Here is a 20,449-nt window from a genome sequence, read left to right as displayed (position 1 = left end):
GTCAGTACGCCCCCTTATGGCCGAGTACGGCCCCCACGGTACGGAACATGAGCACGATGTCGCCGCCGATCGACCAGTTCTGCACATAGGCGACGTCCAGACGTTCGCTCTCCTCCGCGGACAGGTCGGATCTTCCGGACACCTGCCACGGGCCGGTGATGCCCGGTTTGACGAGCATGCGCGTGGCGTACACCTGATTGTACCGGGCGAACTCCTCGGGCAGCGGCGGGCGCGGTCCCACGACGGACATGTCGCCCCTGAACACGTTGATGAACTGCGGCAGCTCGTCGATTGAGAAGCGGCGGATGAACCTGCCCACCTTGGTGATGCGCGGATCGTCCTTCATCTTGAAGATGAACCGGTCCTCCTGGCCGGTCTGCTCGGCGAGCTTCGCCTTGAGCGCATCCGCGTTCGTCACCATGGAACGGAACTTGATCATGCGGAACGGACGCCCGCGCAGGCCGATGCGCTCCTGCGTGTAGAACACGGGACCGCCGTCGGTGAGTTTGATCGCGATCGCGACGGGCAGCGTGACGATCAGCGAGCACACGATGGCGAGCGAGGAGATCACCAGGTCGAAGACGCGCTTGACGATGCGCGTCGCCGGCGAATACTGGGACAGGCGGATCGTGAGGATCGTCGTGTCCTGGATGGAACGCACCTGGGTCTCGTGGCCCGCGACGTCCGCGGCGGAGGAGATCAGCGCGATCTCCAGACCGAGCGACTCCATGCGCACGGAGAACGTGTTGAAGTTGTCGGAGAAACGGCGGAACACGTCGGCGACCATCACCGTCTGGATCTGCTTATGGATGAACTCCTCGGCCAAGCCACTGTCCGCATAGCGGACAAGCTCCACGTCGCGCCCCACCGCGGGAACGAGCTCGCGCAGACGCTCCAGATCGTCGTCCGCGGCGATCAGGCCGGTCCGCGGATCGATCCGCACCGGGCACACCGCGACCGGGCGGTAGTTGAGCTGCTCGCGCTTGCCGAGGAAACGCATGACGCGCGCGATCCCCTCGGGCGATCCCACCACCACCGTGGCGTACGCGTACGCGCCGTTGCGGCGGTCGCGCGTGATGAACACGCGCGCGACCACGCGCTCCACCGCCGTCAGCGCGGCGCCGGATACGACCACGAGCGTCATGCTCACCAACGTGAGATGCAGGTCGAGGAAGAACGTGAACGCGGCCAGACCCACCCAGCACCGGCACAATCCCGCGAACAGTTTGACGTTCAACTGGTAGCCGTCGCCCATCACATGACGATGGTAGATGCCGGACATCTCCAGGCAGCACACCCACACGAGCGACGCGAGGACCAGATACACGGTGATGTCCATGAAGAAATCGAAACGCAGCGAATAGAACGGACCGTCCTCGCGCCGGAGGTTGAACACGGTCACGCCGGCGATGATGAACATCGCCGCGTCGCACAGCATCAACGCCATGTTGACGAAGGAACGCCAATACAGGACGCGCGACAGCTGCTCCTGACGCATGTCGTTCAACTGGCGGACCGCGTCGCCGGCCATCCTCCCGGCCAAGGAGGCGATCTGGCTCATAGCCTGCAACCCTTTCTCCTCACACTTCTCCGCCCCGGCCCAGATCACACAGGGAGGGGGCGCAATTCCCGATAGTAGCGACGGGACGCTACCACAGGCAAGACATGCGTCGCACCGGAGAACATGGGTGTCCCGGCCCGTCCGCCTTCATCACGATACGGCGCTTCATAACGGCGCTTCATATTGTTCGGTTCGGACGCTAGACTAGTGGACTAGTGAGTGCCGCGTGCGCTGTGTGAACCATATGAGACGAACGGGCGGCACGATAACCTTGTAAGGAGCACTATGGCGAATCATCGCAAGAAGAACCCCACTCTCAAGTCCCTGAGCAGGCGCCAGTGGATGCGGGTCGCGGCCGTCGTCGCGGCGGTGGGCATGCTTGCGGGTGCCGGCGTCGTGTCGAGGAACTTCTACCAGCAGTCGGACCAGCACGCCTCCGTCACCGAATTCTCCGCCACCGATTCCAACGCGCTCGGCGTGTCGCGTGGCGGCGCACGAGGCGACCTCAACGGCGACACCTCCTACGTGACCGTCAAGATCAACGGCAAGTCCCGCACCGTGCTCGGCGACGGCTTCACCGACGTGAAGTCCGTGCTCGAAGCCGGCGACATCGTGCTCGACCCGGACGACACGGTCTCCCCCTCGCTGAACACGAAGGTCACCGAGTCCACGGTCATCACGATCGAACGCGCGGGCGCCACGCTGGAGACCAGCGACAGCGACATCGCGTTCAACACGGTGAAGAAGGAGACCGAGGCGTTGCCGAAGGGCCAGGAGAAGGTCCAGCAGGAAGGCAAGGTCGGCACGATGGAGACGACGAGCCTCGTCACCCGCGCGGGCGGCAAGATCGTCTCCTCGAACGTGTTCGCCTCCTACGTGAAGGAGGCCCCGACCGACAAGATCGTGCTCGTCGGCACCGGCTCCTCGTCGTCCTCGTCCGGTTCGTCGTCCTCCAGCTCCTCGCTCGGCACCACGGTGCCCGCCTCGGAGATGCAGACGTGGGCGCATGACTGGCTCATCGAGAACGGTTACAGCGAGGCGGACTTCACGGCCGCCGTGTACATCATCAACCACGAGTCCGGCTGGAACCCGCACGCCACGAACGCCTCCTCCGGCGCGTACGGCCTGCCGCAGGCGCTGCCCGGCTCGAAGATGGCCTCCGCCGGCGCCGACTGGGCGGACAACTACCAGACCCAGTTCAAGTGGTTCGTGAGCTACTGCAACGGCCGCTACGGCGGCATCACCGGCGCCTACAACTACTGGCTGAGCAACCACAGCTACTGATCATTGCGCTGATTCGGCTGATTCGGCTGATTCAGTGGAATCAGCGGAATCGAAATCGCGAATCATCGCGGGCGAAAGGCGGGACCTCCACGGTCCCGCCTTTCCCATATCCGTGCCGTCCCTGTCGCGTCGTTCGTGTCGTGTCATTCCGTGCCGCCTTTCCCATATCCGTGCCGCCCCTCTTCGCTCCCGCTGGCGGGAGCTGTCGGACGAAGTCCGACTGAGGGTGGTTCAGACGCGAAACAACCGCCGCACCCCGCACGGTTCATCCACATATATTCACCCACATAACCGTCCCCATATCCACCCATATCCACCCATCCATATCCACCCACACACCCACCCCCGCATCCTCATTCACTCCCCATATCCACCTACATAACCCACCCACATAACCACCCACATATGCAGGCGTATATGCGCTCGTATATACACCACTATTCCGCATGATTATCCTCCCGTATTTGCGGTACAATAGTGTCCGATAATCAAAACTGATTTCTATTCGCTATTCACCACATAAGGAGAAGCGTTATGGCATCCGTTCTGCAGGGATTTGAGGAAGTACGACTGGTCAAGCCGGTCGGCAAGATCACGATGACCGTGACCGCGAACGCGGTGCGGTTCAACAAGGCCACCGCCCAGGTGCTCGGCTTCCCCGCGTACGTGAAGGTGCTCGTCAACGAGAAGACCCGTCAGGTGGCGATCGTCCCCACCACCGCCAAGGCGGACAACGCGGTGAAGTTCAGCAAGCCGGAAGGCAAGCAGACCACGTCCGTGAGCGTGAAGGACTCCGCCCCGCTCGCCGCGGTCTCCGCGTTCTTCGAACTGCCCGAAGCCCCCGAGGGCGAGGTCGCCTACCAGCAGGTGACCGGATCGTTCTACGCGGACGACAAGGCCGCCGTCTTCGACGCCGCCTCCGCCGTCGCCGGCACGATGAAGCGCCGCGGCCGCAAGAAGGCCGCCTGAATCCGGGTTCCCGCCGGGGCCGTCACATCTCGCCCCGGCCCCGTCACGGTTCGCTCCTTGGTTCGCCACGGTTTCCCGTCGCAGACCAAGGAGCGAACCGTATCAGCGAAGAATCGAGCCACCCTTCAACGGTGAAGTTAATCATTGGCGAACATGCCGGCCATGTATATGGGCATATAGGTCACGCCGTTCTCGGTCGAAATATTGCAGGGACCAAGAACATACCCGTGATCGAGATGGTATTCGGGGCGGGCAAGCACGTTATCCATCGCGCGGTGGCGCTTATAGGATTTGCCTGACTTGACCTCGATAGGCATGACGTCATCATTGCGGTCCTGGATAAGGAAGTCGAGTTCTCGAAATCCGGCGGATGCATATCGACTTCACCGAGATACCGCGCCATATATCGCAATCTACGTTTCCCACCTGTCCATAGACCGAATCTCTACGTTTTCCAACCGGTATAAGAGATAATCCTTACGTTTTCCAACCAATATTCATGTTTATCACTACGTTTTACAACCCAAAGAAGCGCTCCTACAACACTTTTCCAACCATCAATGCGTATCTCCGCCTGAATCCGGGCTCCCGCCGGGGCCGTCACGTTTCGTCGCCGTCGTGGGCACCGCGGCCCACCGGCAGGCCCTCGCCGACGACGATCGCACGGTCGCGTTCATCGGCACCACCTCGTAATACGCCCTCCGCACACCTGCTTTTACGCCACCTCTAGGACTCCGGAGCCGTAGGAAGGCGCTCCGAGTCCGGGTTCCACCCGCACGCTCCGACCACGCCACGGTTGGTCCGGGGTTGTAATGCCTCGTCCGGTCCTGTCACGGCTCCTCCCTTGGTTCGCCACGGTTTCCCGTTGCGGATCAAGGAACGAATCGGATGCAACCGGGAGCGAGCCGTAACGGTACGTGCCGTCCCCACGCACTCACCCAATCGCCATCCTTGACGCTCTTTTGCCCGCCATTTGCATTTCGGCACGGAATCGGTGCCGCGCCGGACCTGCCGGACATCCGAAACGGCCATTTTCCAACGAAACCACAGTCATCGCCCACCCGATTCTCTTTTGCTTTTAAAAGCAAAAGAGAATCCGCGCACCGGCGCGCACGTGTCTCGCTCAGTCCCTGCGGAACAGGTCACGCGTGTAGACCTTGTCCCTCACGTCGTCGAGCACGCCGTCGTAGCGGTTCGCGAGGATCGCGTCGCTGCGCCGCTTGAACTCGTCCAGATCGTTGACGACCTCGGAGCCGAAGAACGTGGAACCGTCCGCGAGCGTCGGCTCGTAGACGATCACGGTCGCACCCTTCGCCTTGACGCGCTTCATCACACCCTGGATGGCGGACTGGCGGAAGTTGTCGGAGTTCGTCTTCATCGTCAGACGGTACACGCCGACCGTCACCGGCCGCTCGTCGGCGGCATCGTACTCGTTGTTGCCGCTGTAGCCGTACCAGCCGGCCTTCTTGAGCACGCTGTCGGCGATGAAGTCCTTGCGCGTGACGTTCGACTCCACGATCGCGCGGATGAGATTCTCCGGCACGTCCCGGTAGTTGGCGAGCAGCTGCCTCGTGTCCTTCGGCAGACAGTAACCGCCGTAGCCGAAGCTCGGATTGTTGTAGTGCGTGCCGATGCGCGGGTCGAGGCACACACCGTCGATGATCTCGCGCGCGTCCAGCCCCTTCGACTCGGCATACGTGTCCAACTCGTTGAAATAGGAGACGCGCAACGCCAGATACGTGTTGGCGAACAGCTTCACCGCCTCCGCCTCGGTGAAGCCCATGAACAGCGTGGGGATATTCTCCTCGATGGCACCCTGTTGGAGCAGTCTCGCGAACGTGCGGGCGGCCTCGACGAGATGCCCGTCGTCCGGATCGACGCCGACCACGATGCGGCTCGGATACAGGTTGTCGTACAGGGCCTTCGACTCGCGCAGGAACTCGGGGCTGAAGATGATGTTCCGCGAACCGGTCCTCTCGCGGATGGACTTCGTGTAGCCGACCGGAATCGTGGACTTGATGACCATGACCGCCTCCGGGTTCACCTTCATCACCAGATCGATGACGGCCTCCACCGCGGACGTGTCGAAGAAGTTCCGCTCGCTGTCGTAGTTCGTCGGCGTCGCGATGATCACGAAATCGGCGTCACGATACGCGGCCTCCCCGTCGAGCGTGGCGGTAAGATCCAGCTTCTTCTCCGCGAAATACTTCTCGATGTACTCGTCCCGGATCGGGGACTTGCGGGCGTTGATCATATCGACCTTCGCCGGCACGATGTCCACCGCCGTCACCTGATGATGCTGCGACAGCAACGTCGCCAGACTCAGACCCACGTAACCGGTACCCGCGACCGCGATTCTCAATGATTCGAAATCCCTCATCCCCGCCTGCTTCCCATCATGGACGCGCCCATACGCGCCCCTACCAACCGGTTCCCACTATACCGCGGTCCCGTCCAATGGTGAAGATTTCCGAGAGCTCCGACCACATTGCCGGTACGGGTTGCGATACGGCGTCGAAGCCCCATAGCGTGGATTCATGGACACCATCATCGACGATACGAACACACCGGGGATGCGCGAGACGCTCGCGCAACGCCGGCAGGACACGCTGCGCCGCTGTCATGCGGAAACGGAGCGATGCGGCAAACCGCTCCTGTTCGGCATGACCACGGCACTGTCGCTGCACGCCATACCATTGCCGGACCAGTGCACGCTCGACACCACGAAACTCCACACCGTCGCGACCACCGGCAACGGACGCACCCGCACACGCGCCACCCACGTGCAGGCGCACGTATGGCGGCACGCATCCGGCATCATACGCTTCGACGAACAGGTGCACGCGCTGCATCCGTACCACGCGTGGGCGCAACTCGCGCCGCACCTGTCATTGGAGGCACTGGTCATACTCGGCGACGCCGTGGTCTGTGCCATGCACCGCACGCCCACGCTCGCACGCAAACGGGACGCGGCGACGATTCTCGCGGGATTCCGCGCGCACATCCAGAAACTCGCACGATTCAAAGGACGAGCCAACGCGATGCGCGCCCTCCCGCTGATCATGCCGAACGTGGATTCACCCATGGAATCCAAGCAACGTCTGGCGTTGACGGCGCATGGCGTGCCGATGCCGACGACCAATTACATCGTGCCGGACGTGCAATTCGCCTCGGGCGCGCATATGACGCTGGACATGGCATGGCCCGAGCAGCAGGTCGCCGTGGAGTACGACGGCGACCATCACCGCACCGACAAACAGCAGTGGCGGCGCGACCAGGAGAAACGCAACCTGCTGCGGAGCCGATCATGGATCATCCTCGAAGCGACGGCGGGGAATCTCGCGAACGACGAGGCACGCGCATCGTTCGCGTTCCAAGTGGGACGCGAACTGGCGAAACGCGGGGCGGACGTGCCGTTCTCGCTTATGCCCCGACCACTGAGATGACGTGAGCGGGGCACATCACGTGTATGCGGGGCGCGGGCGCGCCATGCGAGCGTTCCCGCACCGTCGCACGGGGCGCGGGTGCGCCATGCACACGCTCCCGCACCGGCGCGCGGGGCGCGGGCGCGCCACACACGCATACCGGGAACGTCATGTGGAGCACGGGCGCGCCACACACGCGATCGGACCGCTCAAGCGACGAAGTGTGGAGCGTTATCGCGCCACACAATCACTCCGTAGGCATCATCCACACAAGTGTGGAGCAGGCCCGCTCCACACGCCACGCGAACCACGCGGAACCACGCATGTGTGGCGCGATAACGCTCCACACACCACGCCATCACCGGCGTACCACGCGCGTGTGGAGCACACCCGCTCCACACAACCCCTCCCACACCATCGCGTGGAGCACCATCGCGCGAACACCGTGACCACCGTCACGCCCAACACCGCTCGTCATTCGTCGTCAGCAGTCCAGACCAAGTACCTGCATCAGATGCGCCACAGACGATGAAGGATTGTTCTCGGGAAAACGATTGGCGTTATTCTCATGCAACTGATTCAGCTTCAGCGCGTTTCGGCAAGCCGTAGATACGTTCCCGACATACCAATCGCCATCGTACCTGATCTTTCCTCGCACGCCGTCAAGGCTTTTGCCTTTGCTGCCGTCAAGCTGGTGCCGCTCATCCTCGGCTTTCTCATTGAGCAGTGCACGTCGTTCGAGCTTATGATGCAAAATCAGCCACAGTTCGAAGGTGGGGTTCGACACAGCACATTCGATGCCTTTCCGGCCATCGGCATCCCTCAGGACATCCTCCACCCCGGGATGATGCGCTTTCGGATTGCTTTTCGGCCATTCCACGTCGAACACGCACCAGCACTGATCCACCTCCTTATCGGCGCGCTTCATGTGAATAGCCGCCTTCATCAGTTTGCTTGGAGCCCCATGGAGGTCTTCGATGTCCAGCCGGAAACGTTCACGGATGGCGGGGAGTCTCCTGATCGCGTTGAAGTATTCGACCTCGGTCACCTCGCCTTCAGTGAATAACGCGATTACGGTCTTCTCCTTTCGGTTTCCCCTGCTGCGCTTCAGGCTCTTTGGCTTGTCATGACGCCCCATCAGGCGATCACCCCCTTGCTACGCAGGAAATCAGCCAAATCAAGTTCCGGGATTCCTCCAAAACGACCATGCCTGTAACCGGATTCCAAGTCAATGGAATCCTTCACCCTCTGACTGTCGAAGGATGTCAACGGGTATAGCGTCGTGGCTCCATCGTGCTTTTCCGTCAGCCAGATCTCATCACTTTTCAGATACTGCATAAGACTCGTATCGTGGGACGTGAACACCAACTGGGCACCATGAGGATTCGTATCCTCATCTTGGAAGAAACGCAGCAGCTGCGCCGCCAACACCGGATGCAGACTCGCATCCAGCTCATCGAACACCAGGGGCGCTCCGGCATCCAGTGCCGCAATGGCCGGACCGATCAATCTGAACCATGCTCTTGTGCCTTCGGACTCCTGCCTGAAATCCAACGGGGAGTCGCCGTGGGGAGAAGCGTGCAGCAATTCCACTTTTTTGCGTTTACGTCCCGAATCCGCGGTATCTTCGACGACCCGCACGTCGCGAATACCCAAATCCGCCATACGCAGCCATGCCAAAGCACGCTCGCGCTGCTCCGTACCGTTCGTGTCGAACTCAGGAGAATCGAAGTCGAACAACGAGGGCTGCACAATCATGCTCTCATCGAACAGGTCACGCGTGTTTGCAGCTGTACGCAGCATGGACAGGGTGGCATATCGTGTGGAGGACTCGCCGAGGAACTGCATCGACTGAATCGCCTCCAGCAGATCGGAAAGAGAGGCTTCATCATACCGCCGCGCGATGGACATCACCAGCGTTCTCGGCGTCAACAACTCTTCAATCGCGGTCTTCCGCTGGACGCTGTCATCGAATCGTAGGCTATCCTCTTCCCTCTCGAACAGGCAGATCCGATTCCCCTCACGTGTCGCATACACGGACTCATAGTGGATGCGCTCACGATTCGCTTCCAGATAGTACTCATAGTGAACGCCGCCTACCAGCATCTCCAGTTCAAAAGCACTGGGACGACTGTCGTCGCCGGAGAAGGCGAATGGGTCAAGGGGGATGCTGTCATCCCAGAATTGCAATGAGGTCATTACGGCGCACTTCAGCCACTGAAGCGAAAGCAACACATTCGACTTGCCCGAAGCGTTGGCCCCGTATATGGCCGCCTCCGGCAGGAGTTCCACACCCAAAGACTCCTGATACAACGGTGATTCGGCGTTCTCGTCGGCCGAAACCATGGACAGCTCCATACGCTTGTCTATGGACCGGAAATTCGAAACCGCGAATCTGATAAGCATGGCATCACTCTACGCCACGGCTCATACCGGTGCAATCGGTGCAGCATTCCGGATGGCCGTCCACATTACCGGCGCATCGGCACACCACATGGTCCGGCCCGTCCCGCAGCGTCCGCGGTCGTGAGAGAATACAAGGAGACCAATCGGGAACACACAGAGAAGAGGGATCCGAGCCATGGCACTGCCGCACCGCTCCAAGTCTTCCATCCGCACAGGCATGCCCGCCGTCCCGCCCACGCCCGTGCCGACCCCGAACCGGCGACCGGCGCCACGCCCGGCCGCCGCGCCACCCGCGCCGGCGCGTCCGACCGCAACACCCGTGGCACCCACACCAACACCCGTGGCACCCACACCAACACCCGCACCCACACCCACACCGCAGCGCCGCCAAATCCCGCGACGCCCGCACACACCGCAACAGCACGACGACTCACGCGTGGTCGTACGCGTCTCGTACGGCAGACGATCGACGAAAATAAGCCTTCCCGCCACGCAACCGGTGGCCGAGCTCCTGCCCAACATCGCGAAACGGCTCGGCGTGCTCGACCCCACGCTCGTCTACGCCGGCTATCGTCTCCTGCGCGAGGACGAGACCCCGATCGACAATCCCCCGTCCCTCGCGGAACAGGGCGTGCGCGACGGCGACCGGCTCACCCTGCGCGTCAACGCGCTCGACGATCAGGACGTCGTCTACGACGACGTGGTCGAAGCGGTCGCCGATTCCGTATCCCGAGCGCACCGCCCATGGACGAACGAAAACACCACATGGACCTCGCTGATCGTCAGCTGCGTGCTGCTGGGCGTCGGCGCGGCGTGCCTGGCGTTCGCCCCGAGATCCGTCATCAACGCCGTGATCGCCGGATTGGCGGCCGTCGCGGCGCTCGCCATCGGCGGCGTATTGGCCAGCCGACGCATGAACCGGCAGGCCCTCGCCCTGTCCATGACCGCCTGCGCGCTCGCCGGCGTATCCGGATACCAGCTCATGGGAGCGTTGTTCGACGTCCCGTTCTATGGTCTTCCCGCTTTGGGCGCCGGCATCGGGCTGATGGTCTCCGGCGCATTCGCATGCCTGACGATGCCCGCGACCCGCATCCACGCCACCATCCCGACGTTGCTCGGTCTGATCGTGACGGTGCTGGGCGCGCTGTGCGCGATATTCCCGCAATGGAGCGGCCGCGTGTGGATCGCCGCCGTGGCGTTGACCGGATTGGCGGCCACGGCGCTGCCATGGCTGAGCCTGTCCGCTTCGCGTCTTTCGGTGGACAGTCCGACCAGTGAATCGGAGATTTTCGCACTGCCGAAGACCATCGACGCCCATGAGGTGCGGCGACGCTACCGGTTCGGCTCGTCGCTGTTGTTCGACCTGCGTGCCGCGACCGGCGCGATCATCGTGTTCGGCGTGCCGATGGCCGTCTCCGGACGCAATGTGGCGGGTCTGCTGCTCACGTTCGCGTTGTTCGCCGCCATGCTGCTCGATTCGCGTCGCATCTACGCGCGTTCCGAGATGCTGCTCACCGTGGTCATGGCCGGCGTCGGCATCTGCCTGGCGTGCGCGGCATGCGCGAGATCCCATCCTGAATGGACCTCGTACGTGATCGGCATGTTCTGCGTGTGTGCGCTGCTGTGCGTGATCGCCACGCAGATCACCAAACGTGATTCCATCGCGATGACGCGTCTCGCGGATACGGCGAACGTCGTGTGCGTGGTGGCCACGCTGCCGCTCGCATACCTGGCGATGGGATTGTAGGCGAGGCCGCAAGGAACGTAGGAAGGACCGGGAGCTGGATCATGGCCAACAAGAAGGATCTGCAGGACGCGCAGAACTATTCGCGTGCCCGACTCGTCACCGCGTTCACCTCGGGCATGCCGGACGGCAAGGAGCTGACGCCGAAAAAGGGGCTCATGCCCGTGGCCGTGGGTGTCGGTCTGACCGCCATCATGGTGCTGGTGAGCGTGTTCTACGGCATCATCAGTCCGGGATTGCCGTCGGATTGGAGCAACAACAAGCTGATCATCGGCAAGGACACGGCATCGCGATTCGTCAGCGTGAACGGGGTGCTCCACCCCGTCATCAACACGGCGAGCGCCCGCCTGCTCATCCCCTCGTCCGAATACAAGGTCATCACCGTGGACGACGACGAATTGGAGGGCATTCCGGTCGGTTCGAGCGTGGGCATCGTCGGCGCACCGGACATCCTGCCCAACCGTTCCCGTCTCGCGTCGCGCCATCTGGTCAGTTGTCTCGACGCGGAGCATGCGGACACGGATAATCTCATCACCGACGACGCCCTCGTCACGCCCGTCGACGCGACGCAGGCCATGGTGGTCAACGTGGACGGCACCGGATACCTGCTGGCCGACGGCACCCGTCACCGGTTGCCCCGCGAAGGACTGATCCGCGACGCCACCCTGCGTATCCTCGGCGTCGGGCAGCTCACTTTGGACGGCGCCCCCAAGGCGAGCGCGCAGTGGCTGGACCTGTTCGCCGGAGGCTCGGACATCGGCCCCATCAGCGTGCCCGGTTCCGGAACGACGATCGAGGTCGGAGGCGATTCCTATACGGTGGGCTCGCTCGTCGCCGACCCCTCATCCGAGTCGACCATGTACGTGATCCTCAAGGACGGCACGCTCGCACCGCTCACCGGGGCGGCACTGGAGATGTACAAGCTGTCGCTGCCCGCGTCGCGCAAGACGCTTTCGATGACCGCGCAGGAGCAGAGCCGGGCGGGATTCCGCAACGCCACCTCGTCGGTCGTCCCCGACGACTGGCCGAAGCGCAGGCTCACCGCCATGGCTTCGGGCGACGCCCCCTGCGTGGCTCTGGACACGCGGCTCAAGAACGGCGAGACCGGCAGGAAAGACGCCTCCGTCGGCGTGTCGATGGTGACGTTCCGTGACCCGCGGAACAGGCCGAAGCACTCGGATTCCGGCACCACGGTGCAGAACGCCACCGGCGCGCTGTTCCGCACCGTGTCCACCTCCGAAGCCAAGCAGGGCACCTTGTACGTGGTGGACGGCACGGGCGTCGCCTATCCGGTGCCCGACGACGACGAGGAGACGCTCAAACGTCTCGGCTATCAGGCGGGAGACATCACGCCCATCCCCCGCGCATGGATCAACGTGTTCCACGTGGGTGTGGCGCTGAGCAGCAAGAACGCGGGTCTTCAGGTGACCGCGCAGGACACGCGGCGGCAGACGCAGGACGCGACCAATCCCGACGGGGATTCCTCCGACGGGGATTCCTCCGGCGCCGACGGGAAGTGATGACGATGCTCCCGTATGGTCGTCCTCTTCCCCGTCGCGGATGGTTCCGCCGAACGGCCGCCGCGCTCGCCGCGGTGGCGGCCCTGTCGGCTCTGACGATCCTGCCGTCCGCCATGACGACGCCGACCGCCTCGGCCGCCGAATCGAGCTGCGAGATCGGCAAGACCAACTACATCACGGACACGCCGTGGACCGAATCGGCGTTGGGCATGAGCGCGGTACGTGCATTGGGCGACGGCTCCGGAGTCACGGTCGCCGTGGTCGATTCCGGCGTCGACACGAACAATCCGCATCTTGGCGGCGACGCGGTCCTGCCCGGAGTCAATCTGGCGGGCGACGGCGCTCCCGACGGCCGTACCGACAATTACGGCCACGGCACGGTGATCGCGGGCATCATCGCCGCGCGGCAGGTGAACGGCTCGTCGCTGGTCGGCATCGCCCCGAAGGCCACGATCCTGCCCGTACGCGTCTACGACCGCATCGACAACTCGCAGAGCCACTCCTCGGGCGGCCCGTCGGCGCAGACGCTCGCCGACGGCATCCGCTACGCCGCCGATCAGGGCGCGCAGATCATCAACATCTCGCAGAGCACGGTGACGGCGAGCGCCACATTGCAGTTCGCCGTGCAGTACGCGCAGGACAAGGGCAGTCTGGTGGTGGCCAGCGCCGGCAACCGCGCCACGTCGTCGTCCACGCAGGACGGGGTGCGGTATCCGGCCTCATGGCCGGGCGTGCTGGGCGTCGCCGCGGCGGACACGTCGTTCCATACCTCCGCCGATTCGATCAACGGCCCTCAGGTCGATATTCTCGCGCCGGGCATGTCGGTCACGTCGACGATTCCGAAAGGCGTCGACTGCGTGTTCTCCCCCGATGCCGCGTCGTCGAGCTACGCCACCGCCTATGCGAGCGGCGCTGCGGCGCTCGTCGCGCAGGCGCATCCGGACGAGGGCGCCTCGGAGTGGATGGAACGGATCGAGGCGGCGGGCAATCGTCCCGATCCGGACGCGCGCGACGACCAGCGCGGCTGGGGCATGCTCAACCCGTATGGCGCGATCACCATCACGTTGGCGAATGGTCTGCGCGGTCCGCGTGACTCCCAGTACACGACCTATGAGACGCCGCCGACCTCCGACACGCATCGCATCCGCGTCACGCCTTCGCCCGATCCCGACCGTCCGACCATGATTCTGACCGGTATCGTCGGCGTGCTGGCCGTGGTCGTAACGATCGGGCTGGTCGCGGTGCGCGTGGCGCGCGACGGGAAGCGGGACGACGACGCCCGGTCGGATGCCGCCCGATTGGATGCCGCTCAGTCGGCGGAGTCGTCCTCCGATTCGGGAATCTTGGACGCCGCATAGGCGAGCTGCGCGAGGAAGGTGCCGGAATCCCTGCTGACCACCTGCACGCGGCCGGGAACCAGCGGCTTCGGCTTCGTCTTGCCGATCAGCGCGCCCTCGTTCGGGTCGCCGGAGAACAGCAGGCCGGTCACGCCGAGATCCTGGAAGGTCTGCAGGATGGGATCGTACAGGGCTCGGCTGGCGCCTCCCATGCGTCGCACGAGGAACACGTGCAGGCCGATGTCGGAGGCCTGGGCGAGCAGCGGCTGCAGCGGCTGGATCGGATTGCCGCGCGACGTGGCGACCAGATCATAGTCGTCGATGAGCACGTAGGCGTCCGAGCCGGTCCACCAGGAGCGGGACCGCAGCTGTTCGGCGGTGACATCGGAGCCGGGGATGCGTGTGGCGAGGAATTCGGCGAGCTCGGTCATCGCCGAGGACGTCTCGTTGTGGTTGGTGAGATACTGGCCGAGATACTTGTCGCTCACCTCGTCGAGCAGCGCGCGCCGGTAGTCGACGAGGAAGATCTTCGCCTTGCCGCCGTTCGCGTCGTAGTAGCGTTCGATCTCCTGCGCGACGAGTCGCAGGAACGAGGATTTGCCGGAACGCGAGTCGCCGAACGCGAACATGTGCGGGGAGCGGCGGGGGTTGAGCAGGACGGGTTTGAGGTCAGCCTCGTCGACGCCGAGGATGAAGCGCGCGTCGAGCGTGCGCTTCGGAATCCCCTTGAGGAATCCGCCGCGTTCCAGCCGGGTGGGCAGCAGGCGCAGCTTCGGCGGCTTCGGTCCCCTCCACGCCGCGTTCACCTTGGCGATGAGGTCCTTGATGCCGTCGGCCATCGTGTCCGCCCGGTGATCGCCGTCGATGCGCGGCAGAGCGACGAGGATGTGCCGTTTGCTGGATGCGAGGCCGCGTCCCGGCATGCCTTTCGGCACGGTCACGGCGATTCTGCGGTCGATTTCGGAGTCGGCGGGGTCGCCGAGCCTCAATTCGAGACGCGTGCCCATGAGATCCTTGATGTTGGCGCGAAGATCCATCCACCGGCTGGTGGAGATGATCACGTGCACGCCGAACGTCAGACCACGTGAGACGATGTCGAGCACCTTGGCCTGCAGATCCTCGTATTCGGTCTTGAAGTTCTGCCAGCCGTCGATGAACAGGAACACCTCGCCATAGCCGTCATCCGCCTTGCCTTTGGCGCGAAGCTGCCGGTAGGTGCCGATCGAGTCGATCCGGTTGGCCTTGAAGTAGCGTTCGCGCGCGTTGATGATGCTGGTGACCTCGGCGAGCATGCGGTTGATGCGCTCGTCGTCGCCGCGCAGGGCCACGCCCGCCATGTGCGCGAGATCCTCCATGCCGGCGAACGTGCCGCCACCCAGGTCGAGGGCGTAGCACTGCACTTCGAGCGGGCTGTGGGTGAGCGCGAGCGAGGCGACCATCGTGCGCATGAACGTGCTCTTGCCCGTCAGCGGGCCGCCGGCGATGGCCACGTGGCCGCCCGCTCCGGACAGGTCGAGCCGCAGCACCTCGCGCTTCTGCTCCTTCGGCTTGTCCTCCAATGCGACCGGCACGGACAGATAGCCCGCCTTGCGGCCGGAGGCGGAGACGAGGCCGAAGCCGCGCACCGCCGCCAGATCGGGGAAGAACTCGTCGAGCGTGTTCGGCACGTTCAGCGGAGGCAGCCACACCTGATGCGCGGGCGTGCCGCCGGCACGACGCATCTGGTCGACGGCCACGTCGAAGTTCGAGGGGTTCGTGTCCGGCTCGCCCTTCGGCGGTCCGGACACGTAGGAGGCGCGGAATCGGATCATCGTGCTCGGATCGGGCTTGAGATAGCCGACGCCCGGAATGCTGGGCAACGTGTACGCGTCCGGCACGCCGAGCACGGCGCGCGACTCGGATGCGGAGAACGTGCGCAGACCGATACGGTACGACAGGTGCGAGTCGAGGCCGCGCAGCTTGCCCTCTTCGAGACGCTGGGAGGCGATGAGCAGATGCACCTCCAGCGAGCGGCCGAGTCGTCCGATGTTCACGAACGAGTCGACGATGTCGGGTTTGGCGGCGAGCAGTTCGGAGAACTCGTCGCACACCACGAACAGGGCGGGCAGCGGCTTCAGGTCGGAGCGCCCGTTGAGTCTCGCCTTCTCGTAGTCGGACACGTTGGCGAAGTTGCCGGCCTTGCGCAGCAGCTCCTGACGACGCGTCATCTCGCCGGTCAGCGCGTCCTGCATACGGTCGACGAGCGACGCCTCCTCGCCGAGGTTGGTGATGATCGACGAGATGTGCGGCATGCCCTCCATGCCGGCGAAGGTGGCGCCGCCCTTGAAGTCGATGAGCACGAAGTTGAGCTGGTCCGGACTGTGGGTGAGCGCCAGCGACAGGACGAGCGTGCGCAGCACCTCGGACTTGCCCGATCCGGTCGCGCCGACGAGCACGCCGTGCGGGCCCATGCCGAACTGGGCCGACTCCTTGATGTCGAGGTACGTGGTGCTGGTGTCCGCGTTGAGGCCGATGGGGACACGCAGACGGTCCTTGCCGGTCTTGTACGCCCAGAGCCGTTTGAGGTCGATGTGGTGGATGTCGGCGATGCCGAGCAGATCGGCCAGTTCGGACGACTTCTTGTGCGACGCCTTCTCCTTGCCTTCCTCGTCCTGTTCCGCCTGCGGCACCGTTTCGAGCCGGGACGCGACGGCGTGCGCCTCCTGCACGCTGATGGCGTCCGGTTCGCAGGTGGCCACGCGTCCGGCGGTGGTGATCGCCTCGATCTGGTTCACGGTGGACGTGCGCACCACGTTCAATCCCATTTCGATGGAGGATTGGGAGAAGATGATGCGCAGCACGTCGTCCTCCTCCAGATCGCCCCACTCCTCGGGCAGGTCGATGAGGGTCACGCCGTCGAAGCCGTCGCGACGGATGATGCTGCCGTCCTCGCCGTGCGTGATGTCGCCGACCGGCACGGAACCGTCGCGCACGACCAGCAGGTGGGGCAGCGTGGCCTCTCCGGTGCCGGTGAACCGGCTGCGATGGAGGATGTCGTCGCCGATGAGACGGTTCGCCTCCTCGACGCTGGAGGCGAGCATCGCACGACCATGACCACTGATGCCATCCTCGATCTCGTCGCTCCACGCCTGCGGCAGATCCTCGACCCAGCTCCAGGCGCGTCGCTGGGATTTCGATGCGATCACGACGATCTTCAGATATTCGGGCCCATGCCATACGGCCGCCTGGCAGAGCATCGTGCGCGCAAGACTCTGGGCTTGATCGGCGTCGCCGAGCACTTCGATGCGCTTGTACTTGCGTATGTCGATCGTGCAGGGCATGTCCTTGAGGTTCCGATGCGCCATCATGAACCTGTGGGCGGCCGAGGCGGACACCGGGTCGAGCTCCGCGAGCGGCGGCAGTTCGGGGGCTTCGAGGGTGAGGCACAACGGTTCCTCGGCGGAGCCGATGCGCACGTCGAGGAAATCCTCGTCCGTGGGAATGCGTTCCCAACGACGGACGCCCTCCTGCGCGATGGCGACCAGCGCGTCCGGGGCGGGGGCGTTCCACAGCTCCGCGCGCCGCTGTTTCTTCGCGGCGGTGCGCACGGTCGTGCGCAGGTCGGCGAGGTAGGCGAGATACTCACGCCTCGATGAGGTGAGATTCGCCTTGCGTTGGGATCGCTGGCGCACGCCGTTGACGAGCACGAATCCCACCGAGGAGAGCATGAACATGCCGCCGGTGAGGAATCCGGTGACGCCCGAATTGGACATCACCATCATCACGATGGCCGAAAGGCTGCCGAGCAACGGCACGAGCATCGTCAGCAGCGTGTTGATGCCGTCGCTCGCCTCCAATTCGGGAGGCGCCTGCAGCACGATCTTGCCGTGCGGTGCCTTCGGCTGGTCGATGCGGGATGAAACCTGCTGCTGCATGTCGCCGCTCATCATCTTCTCTCCCTGTTCTTCAACAGACTCACGCTGACCGCCGTGTCGCCGAGGAAGATGCGCGTACCGAAGGGGATCTCGGTGCGCGCGCCGGCGGCGAGACGCGTCATGCCGCCCTGATCCTCACGGGGCAGTGCCGTGCCGTTGGTGCTGTTCAGATCGGTGATCCACATCCTGCCCGCGGTGATCTCCAGCAGGGCGTGCGTGCGCGACATGGTGCCGGTGGTATCGGGCACCTGCACGGGCACGTCCTGCGGATCGGCGGGCGCGGGATAGCGTCCGAGCAGGGCGCGGCTGGGAATGTCGAGACGGACGCCCTTGCCGTTCTCGAAGTACAGCACGGCCACCTGCTTCGCCGCGGCGGCATCCGCGGCCGGAACCCCCTGCACCACGGCCCGTGCGGCGGGCAACGGTATGGACGCGGCCGACCGCATCGACGGCACCATGGGGACCGGAGTCAATCCCGAGGCGGCATCCGCCGTCCCCGTGCCATCCGGCAAAGCGGGAGGCTCGTCGTCGTCGGGCATGACGTATCTGGTGCGCACGTCGATCACGGACGTGCCGCTGATCCGATCCTGCGGACCGCGGTGACGAATCCGGTCGATTCCCGACAACGCCTCCAGACCGACCGCCACGACCAGTCCCAATGCGCATCCCAGCACAGTGATAGCCGTCCGCACCACGGCGCGCCGCATCCCGGGCGGCAACAGTCCCCCGCCCGGCTCGTCGATATGCTTCGTGGCGCGCACCACGCGCAATCCCATGACGGCCTTGCCGACCGTGAGCCCCCGCGCGGCCTCCCATCCCCAGTCGAAGGCGACCGCCTGCGCCACGCACAATCCGGTCATCGCCGGATCACGATGCGACAGCAGGAACGCCGCGACGCAGACCACGACGACGAACGCCACATCGATGAGCAACGCCGCCAAGCGTCTTCCGGTGGAGGCGTATCCGTATCCTTCGCCGATCACCGGCTGCGGCTCGGGCGATCCCGGCATCGGCGCCGCCGGGGCATGCGGCACCGGACCGGATGGCCCGGAGGGAGCGGGTACGCGCGGACGTTGCGGCACGGCGGCAGCGGTCATGACATGAACCCCCTGATCATATCCATGGCGTTCGAGGCGAGGAACGCCGCCGGTCCCATCAGCGCGACGCTCGACGCCACCAGCCAGTCGCCGATGCGCGACAGCATCAACGACTTGAACCCGGTAGACACGACGAGCGTGGTCGCCGCGACGATTACGCCGATGCCGATCACGGCGAACACGAGATACGGCATGAGCCAGTTCCATGACTCCTGCCGGGAGGCGGCGATGAGACCCATCAACGGTATGAGCGAAGCGCACGAACGCATGAGCATGCGTTCCAGCATGCTGCCCGCGGTACGCGGCTTGAACAGCAGATAGCAGGGCAGCAGCACGGAATACGCGGCGAAGCCGCCTGTGATGAACGGATCGGGATCCGCGGGCAATGTCGCGCACATCACGCCGTAGCCGCCGACCATATAGAGATGGGAGACGACGAGACCGACCGTGTACTCCGCGCCGAAGATGCGCATGTCCTCGGCGATGTCGCCGGTGCGAAGCGGCCGGGATTCCTTGGGGACGGCGCCGCGGACCGTCCACTTCTGCGTCATGTACCGCCGCCATTCCAGCAGATACCGGTCCGGCACCCGCAGGATGACGTTCGCCTGCGCGTGCATGTACCATGCGCCGCCCACCGAACAGGCGGCCGCCACCACGCTCACCGGCACGCCCGCCTCGACCGTCAACGCCACCGACACGGCGACGATGCCGCCCGCCGCGATCATGAAACGCGACAACGCGATGGTCATCCGATTCGACGCGGCGTACTGCACGTATGCGGCGTCCATGGCGCACATCGCCCCGGCGAGGAACACGGCGAACGGCACCGTCCGCGTGAACGGTCCCAGCTGGATGACGCGTGCCAGCGTCGCGCCCATTGCGATCGAAGCGCATATGGTCGCGGCGAACGATCCGGCATAATCGACGTCGTGATGCCATCGGAGCCGGACGAGCACGCCGTTCGCCCTGCACATCACGGCGAACACGAACAACGCCATGAGCAGGTCGACGACCGCCATGACGGCCATGCCGTCCGGCGTCGACGCCCAAGCCGGCAACGATGACGGCGCGGCGAGCGAGGCGAACGCCAGTGCGGCGACGAGCAGGCAAACGACGCTTACGCACGTCCAGACGACGGCACCGTCCGCCTGACGCCGCGCGTATGCATCCTTCGCCGCCACCATGGCCCCTC

The 20,449-nt window shown here is 64.4% G+C and carries 13 protein-coding genes and 1 pseudogene; 6 read left to right on the top strand and 8 right to left on the bottom strand.

Going from position 1 to position 20,449, the window contains the following annotated elements; all coding sequences use genetic code 11:
- Position 1: 1 nt before the first annotated feature.
- Complete coding sequence (locus tag BSTEL_RS08045; RefSeq protein ID WP_034529345.1) at positions 2 to 1,561, bottom strand: sugar transferase; 1,560 nt, start codon at positions 1,559 to 1,561, stop codon at positions 2 to 4.
- A 285-nt stretch (positions 1,562 to 1,846) separates the two neighbouring features.
- Here BSTEL_RS08045 and BSTEL_RS08040 point away from each other — a divergent pair, with 285 nt between their 5' ends.
- On the top strand, positions 1,847 to 2,845 hold the full coding sequence (locus tag BSTEL_RS08040) for an aggregation-promoting factor C-terminal-like domain-containing protein (RefSeq protein ID WP_034529342.1): 999 nt from the start codon (positions 1,847 to 1,849) through the stop codon (positions 2,843 to 2,845).
- 534 nt (positions 2,846 to 3,379) lie between these two features.
- Positions 3,380 to 3,814: a hypothetical protein gene (locus BSTEL_RS08035; RefSeq protein ID WP_034529341.1), complete on the top strand. Its 435-nt coding sequence runs from the start codon at positions 3,380 to 3,382 to the stop codon at positions 3,812 to 3,814.
- 137 nt (positions 3,815 to 3,951) lie between these two features.
- Here BSTEL_RS08035 and BSTEL_RS08030 read toward each other — a convergent pair.
- Together BSTEL_RS08030 and BSTEL_RS08025 are read right to left on the bottom strand one after the other, a co-directional pair.
- Positions 3,952 to 4,176: pseudogene (locus tag BSTEL_RS08030) on the bottom strand (AAA family ATPase); the annotation flags it as partial.
- Positions 4,177 to 4,937: 761 nt separating this feature from the next.
- A complete protein-coding gene (locus tag BSTEL_RS08025) occupies positions 4,938 to 6,176 on the bottom strand; it encodes a nucleotide sugar dehydrogenase (protein ID WP_169741215.1) in 1,239 nt (412 codons plus the stop codon).
- Between the two features lie 175 nt (positions 6,177 to 6,351).
- Between BSTEL_RS08025 and BSTEL_RS08020 the strand changes: the two genes are divergently transcribed.
- Complete coding sequence (locus BSTEL_RS08020; protein WP_238567671.1) at positions 6,352 to 7,260, top strand: hypothetical protein; 909 nt, start codon at positions 6,352 to 6,354, stop codon at positions 7,258 to 7,260.
- A 463-nt stretch (positions 7,261 to 7,723) separates the two neighbouring features.
- Here BSTEL_RS08020 and BSTEL_RS11860 read toward each other — a convergent pair whose 3' ends face one another.
- Together BSTEL_RS11860 and BSTEL_RS08010 are read right to left on the bottom strand one after the other, a co-directional pair.
- Positions 7,724 to 8,377, bottom strand: a complete 654-nt coding sequence (locus BSTEL_RS11860; protein ID WP_084686194.1) for an RloB family protein — start codon at positions 8,375 to 8,377, stop codon at positions 7,724 to 7,726.
- Positions 8,377 to 9,645: an AAA family ATPase gene (locus BSTEL_RS08010; protein WP_034529330.1), complete on the bottom strand. Its 1,269-nt coding sequence runs from the start codon at positions 9,643 to 9,645 to the stop codon at positions 8,377 to 8,379. The genes BSTEL_RS11860 and BSTEL_RS08010 overlap by 1 nt, the downstream gene beginning before the upstream one ends.
- A 436-nt stretch (positions 9,646 to 10,081) precedes the next feature.
- Between BSTEL_RS08010 and eccD the strand changes: the two genes are divergently transcribed.
- Genes eccD through BSTEL_RS07995 form a run of 3 tightly spaced genes read left to right on the top strand, consistent with a single transcriptional unit; the run spans position 10,082 to position 14,267 of the window.
- Positions 10,082 to 11,392 (top strand): type VII secretion integral membrane protein EccD, encoded by a 1,311-nt coding sequence (eccD, locus tag BSTEL_RS08005; RefSeq protein ID WP_034529327.1) that lies wholly within the window; start codon positions 10,082 to 10,084, stop codon positions 11,390 to 11,392.
- A 41-nt stretch (positions 11,393 to 11,433) separates the two neighbouring features.
- Positions 11,434 to 12,909, top strand: coding sequence for a type VII secretion protein EccB (gene eccB / locus BSTEL_RS08000; protein ID WP_051922967.1), 1,476 nt, complete (start codon positions 11,434 to 11,436; stop codon positions 12,907 to 12,909).
- A complete protein-coding gene (locus tag BSTEL_RS07995; RefSeq protein ID WP_051922966.1) occupies positions 12,909 to 14,267 on the top strand; it encodes a S8 family serine peptidase in 1,359 nt (452 codons plus the stop codon). Before eccB ends, BSTEL_RS07995 begins: the two co-directional genes overlap by 1 nt.
- On the opposite strand, the gene BSTEL_RS07990 is transcribed toward BSTEL_RS07995, so the two are convergent.
- From BSTEL_RS07990 to BSTEL_RS12350, 3 genes are read right to left on the bottom strand one after another with little or no spacing between them, the layout of a single operon-like run.
- Positions 14,219 to 18,172, bottom strand: coding sequence for a type VII secretion protein EccC (locus BSTEL_RS07990; protein WP_034529403.1), 3,954 nt, complete (start codon positions 18,170 to 18,172; stop codon positions 14,219 to 14,221). The genes BSTEL_RS07995 and BSTEL_RS07990 overlap by 49 nt on opposite strands.
- Entirely contained in the window at positions 18,172 to 19,257 is a 1,086-nt protein-coding gene (locus tag BSTEL_RS12355) for an RDD family protein (protein ID WP_051922965.1), read from the bottom strand. Before BSTEL_RS12355 ends, BSTEL_RS07990 begins: the two co-directional genes overlap by 1 nt.
- Complete coding sequence (locus BSTEL_RS12350) at positions 19,254 to 20,441, bottom strand: hypothetical protein (RefSeq protein ID WP_034529324.1); 1,188 nt, start codon at positions 20,439 to 20,441, stop codon at positions 19,254 to 19,256. The genes BSTEL_RS12355 and BSTEL_RS12350 overlap by 4 nt, the downstream gene beginning before the upstream one ends.
- Positions 20,442 to 20,449: the final 8 nt, after the last annotated feature.

This window comes from Bifidobacterium stellenboschense, from assembly GCF_000741785.1.
GTDB classification, from domain to species: Bacteria; Actinomycetota; Actinomycetes; order Actinomycetales; family Bifidobacteriaceae; genus Bifidobacterium; species Bifidobacterium stellenboschense.
Note: the sequence above shows the minus strand (reverse complement) of the source record. Positions and strands in the feature narration are given on the sequence as shown.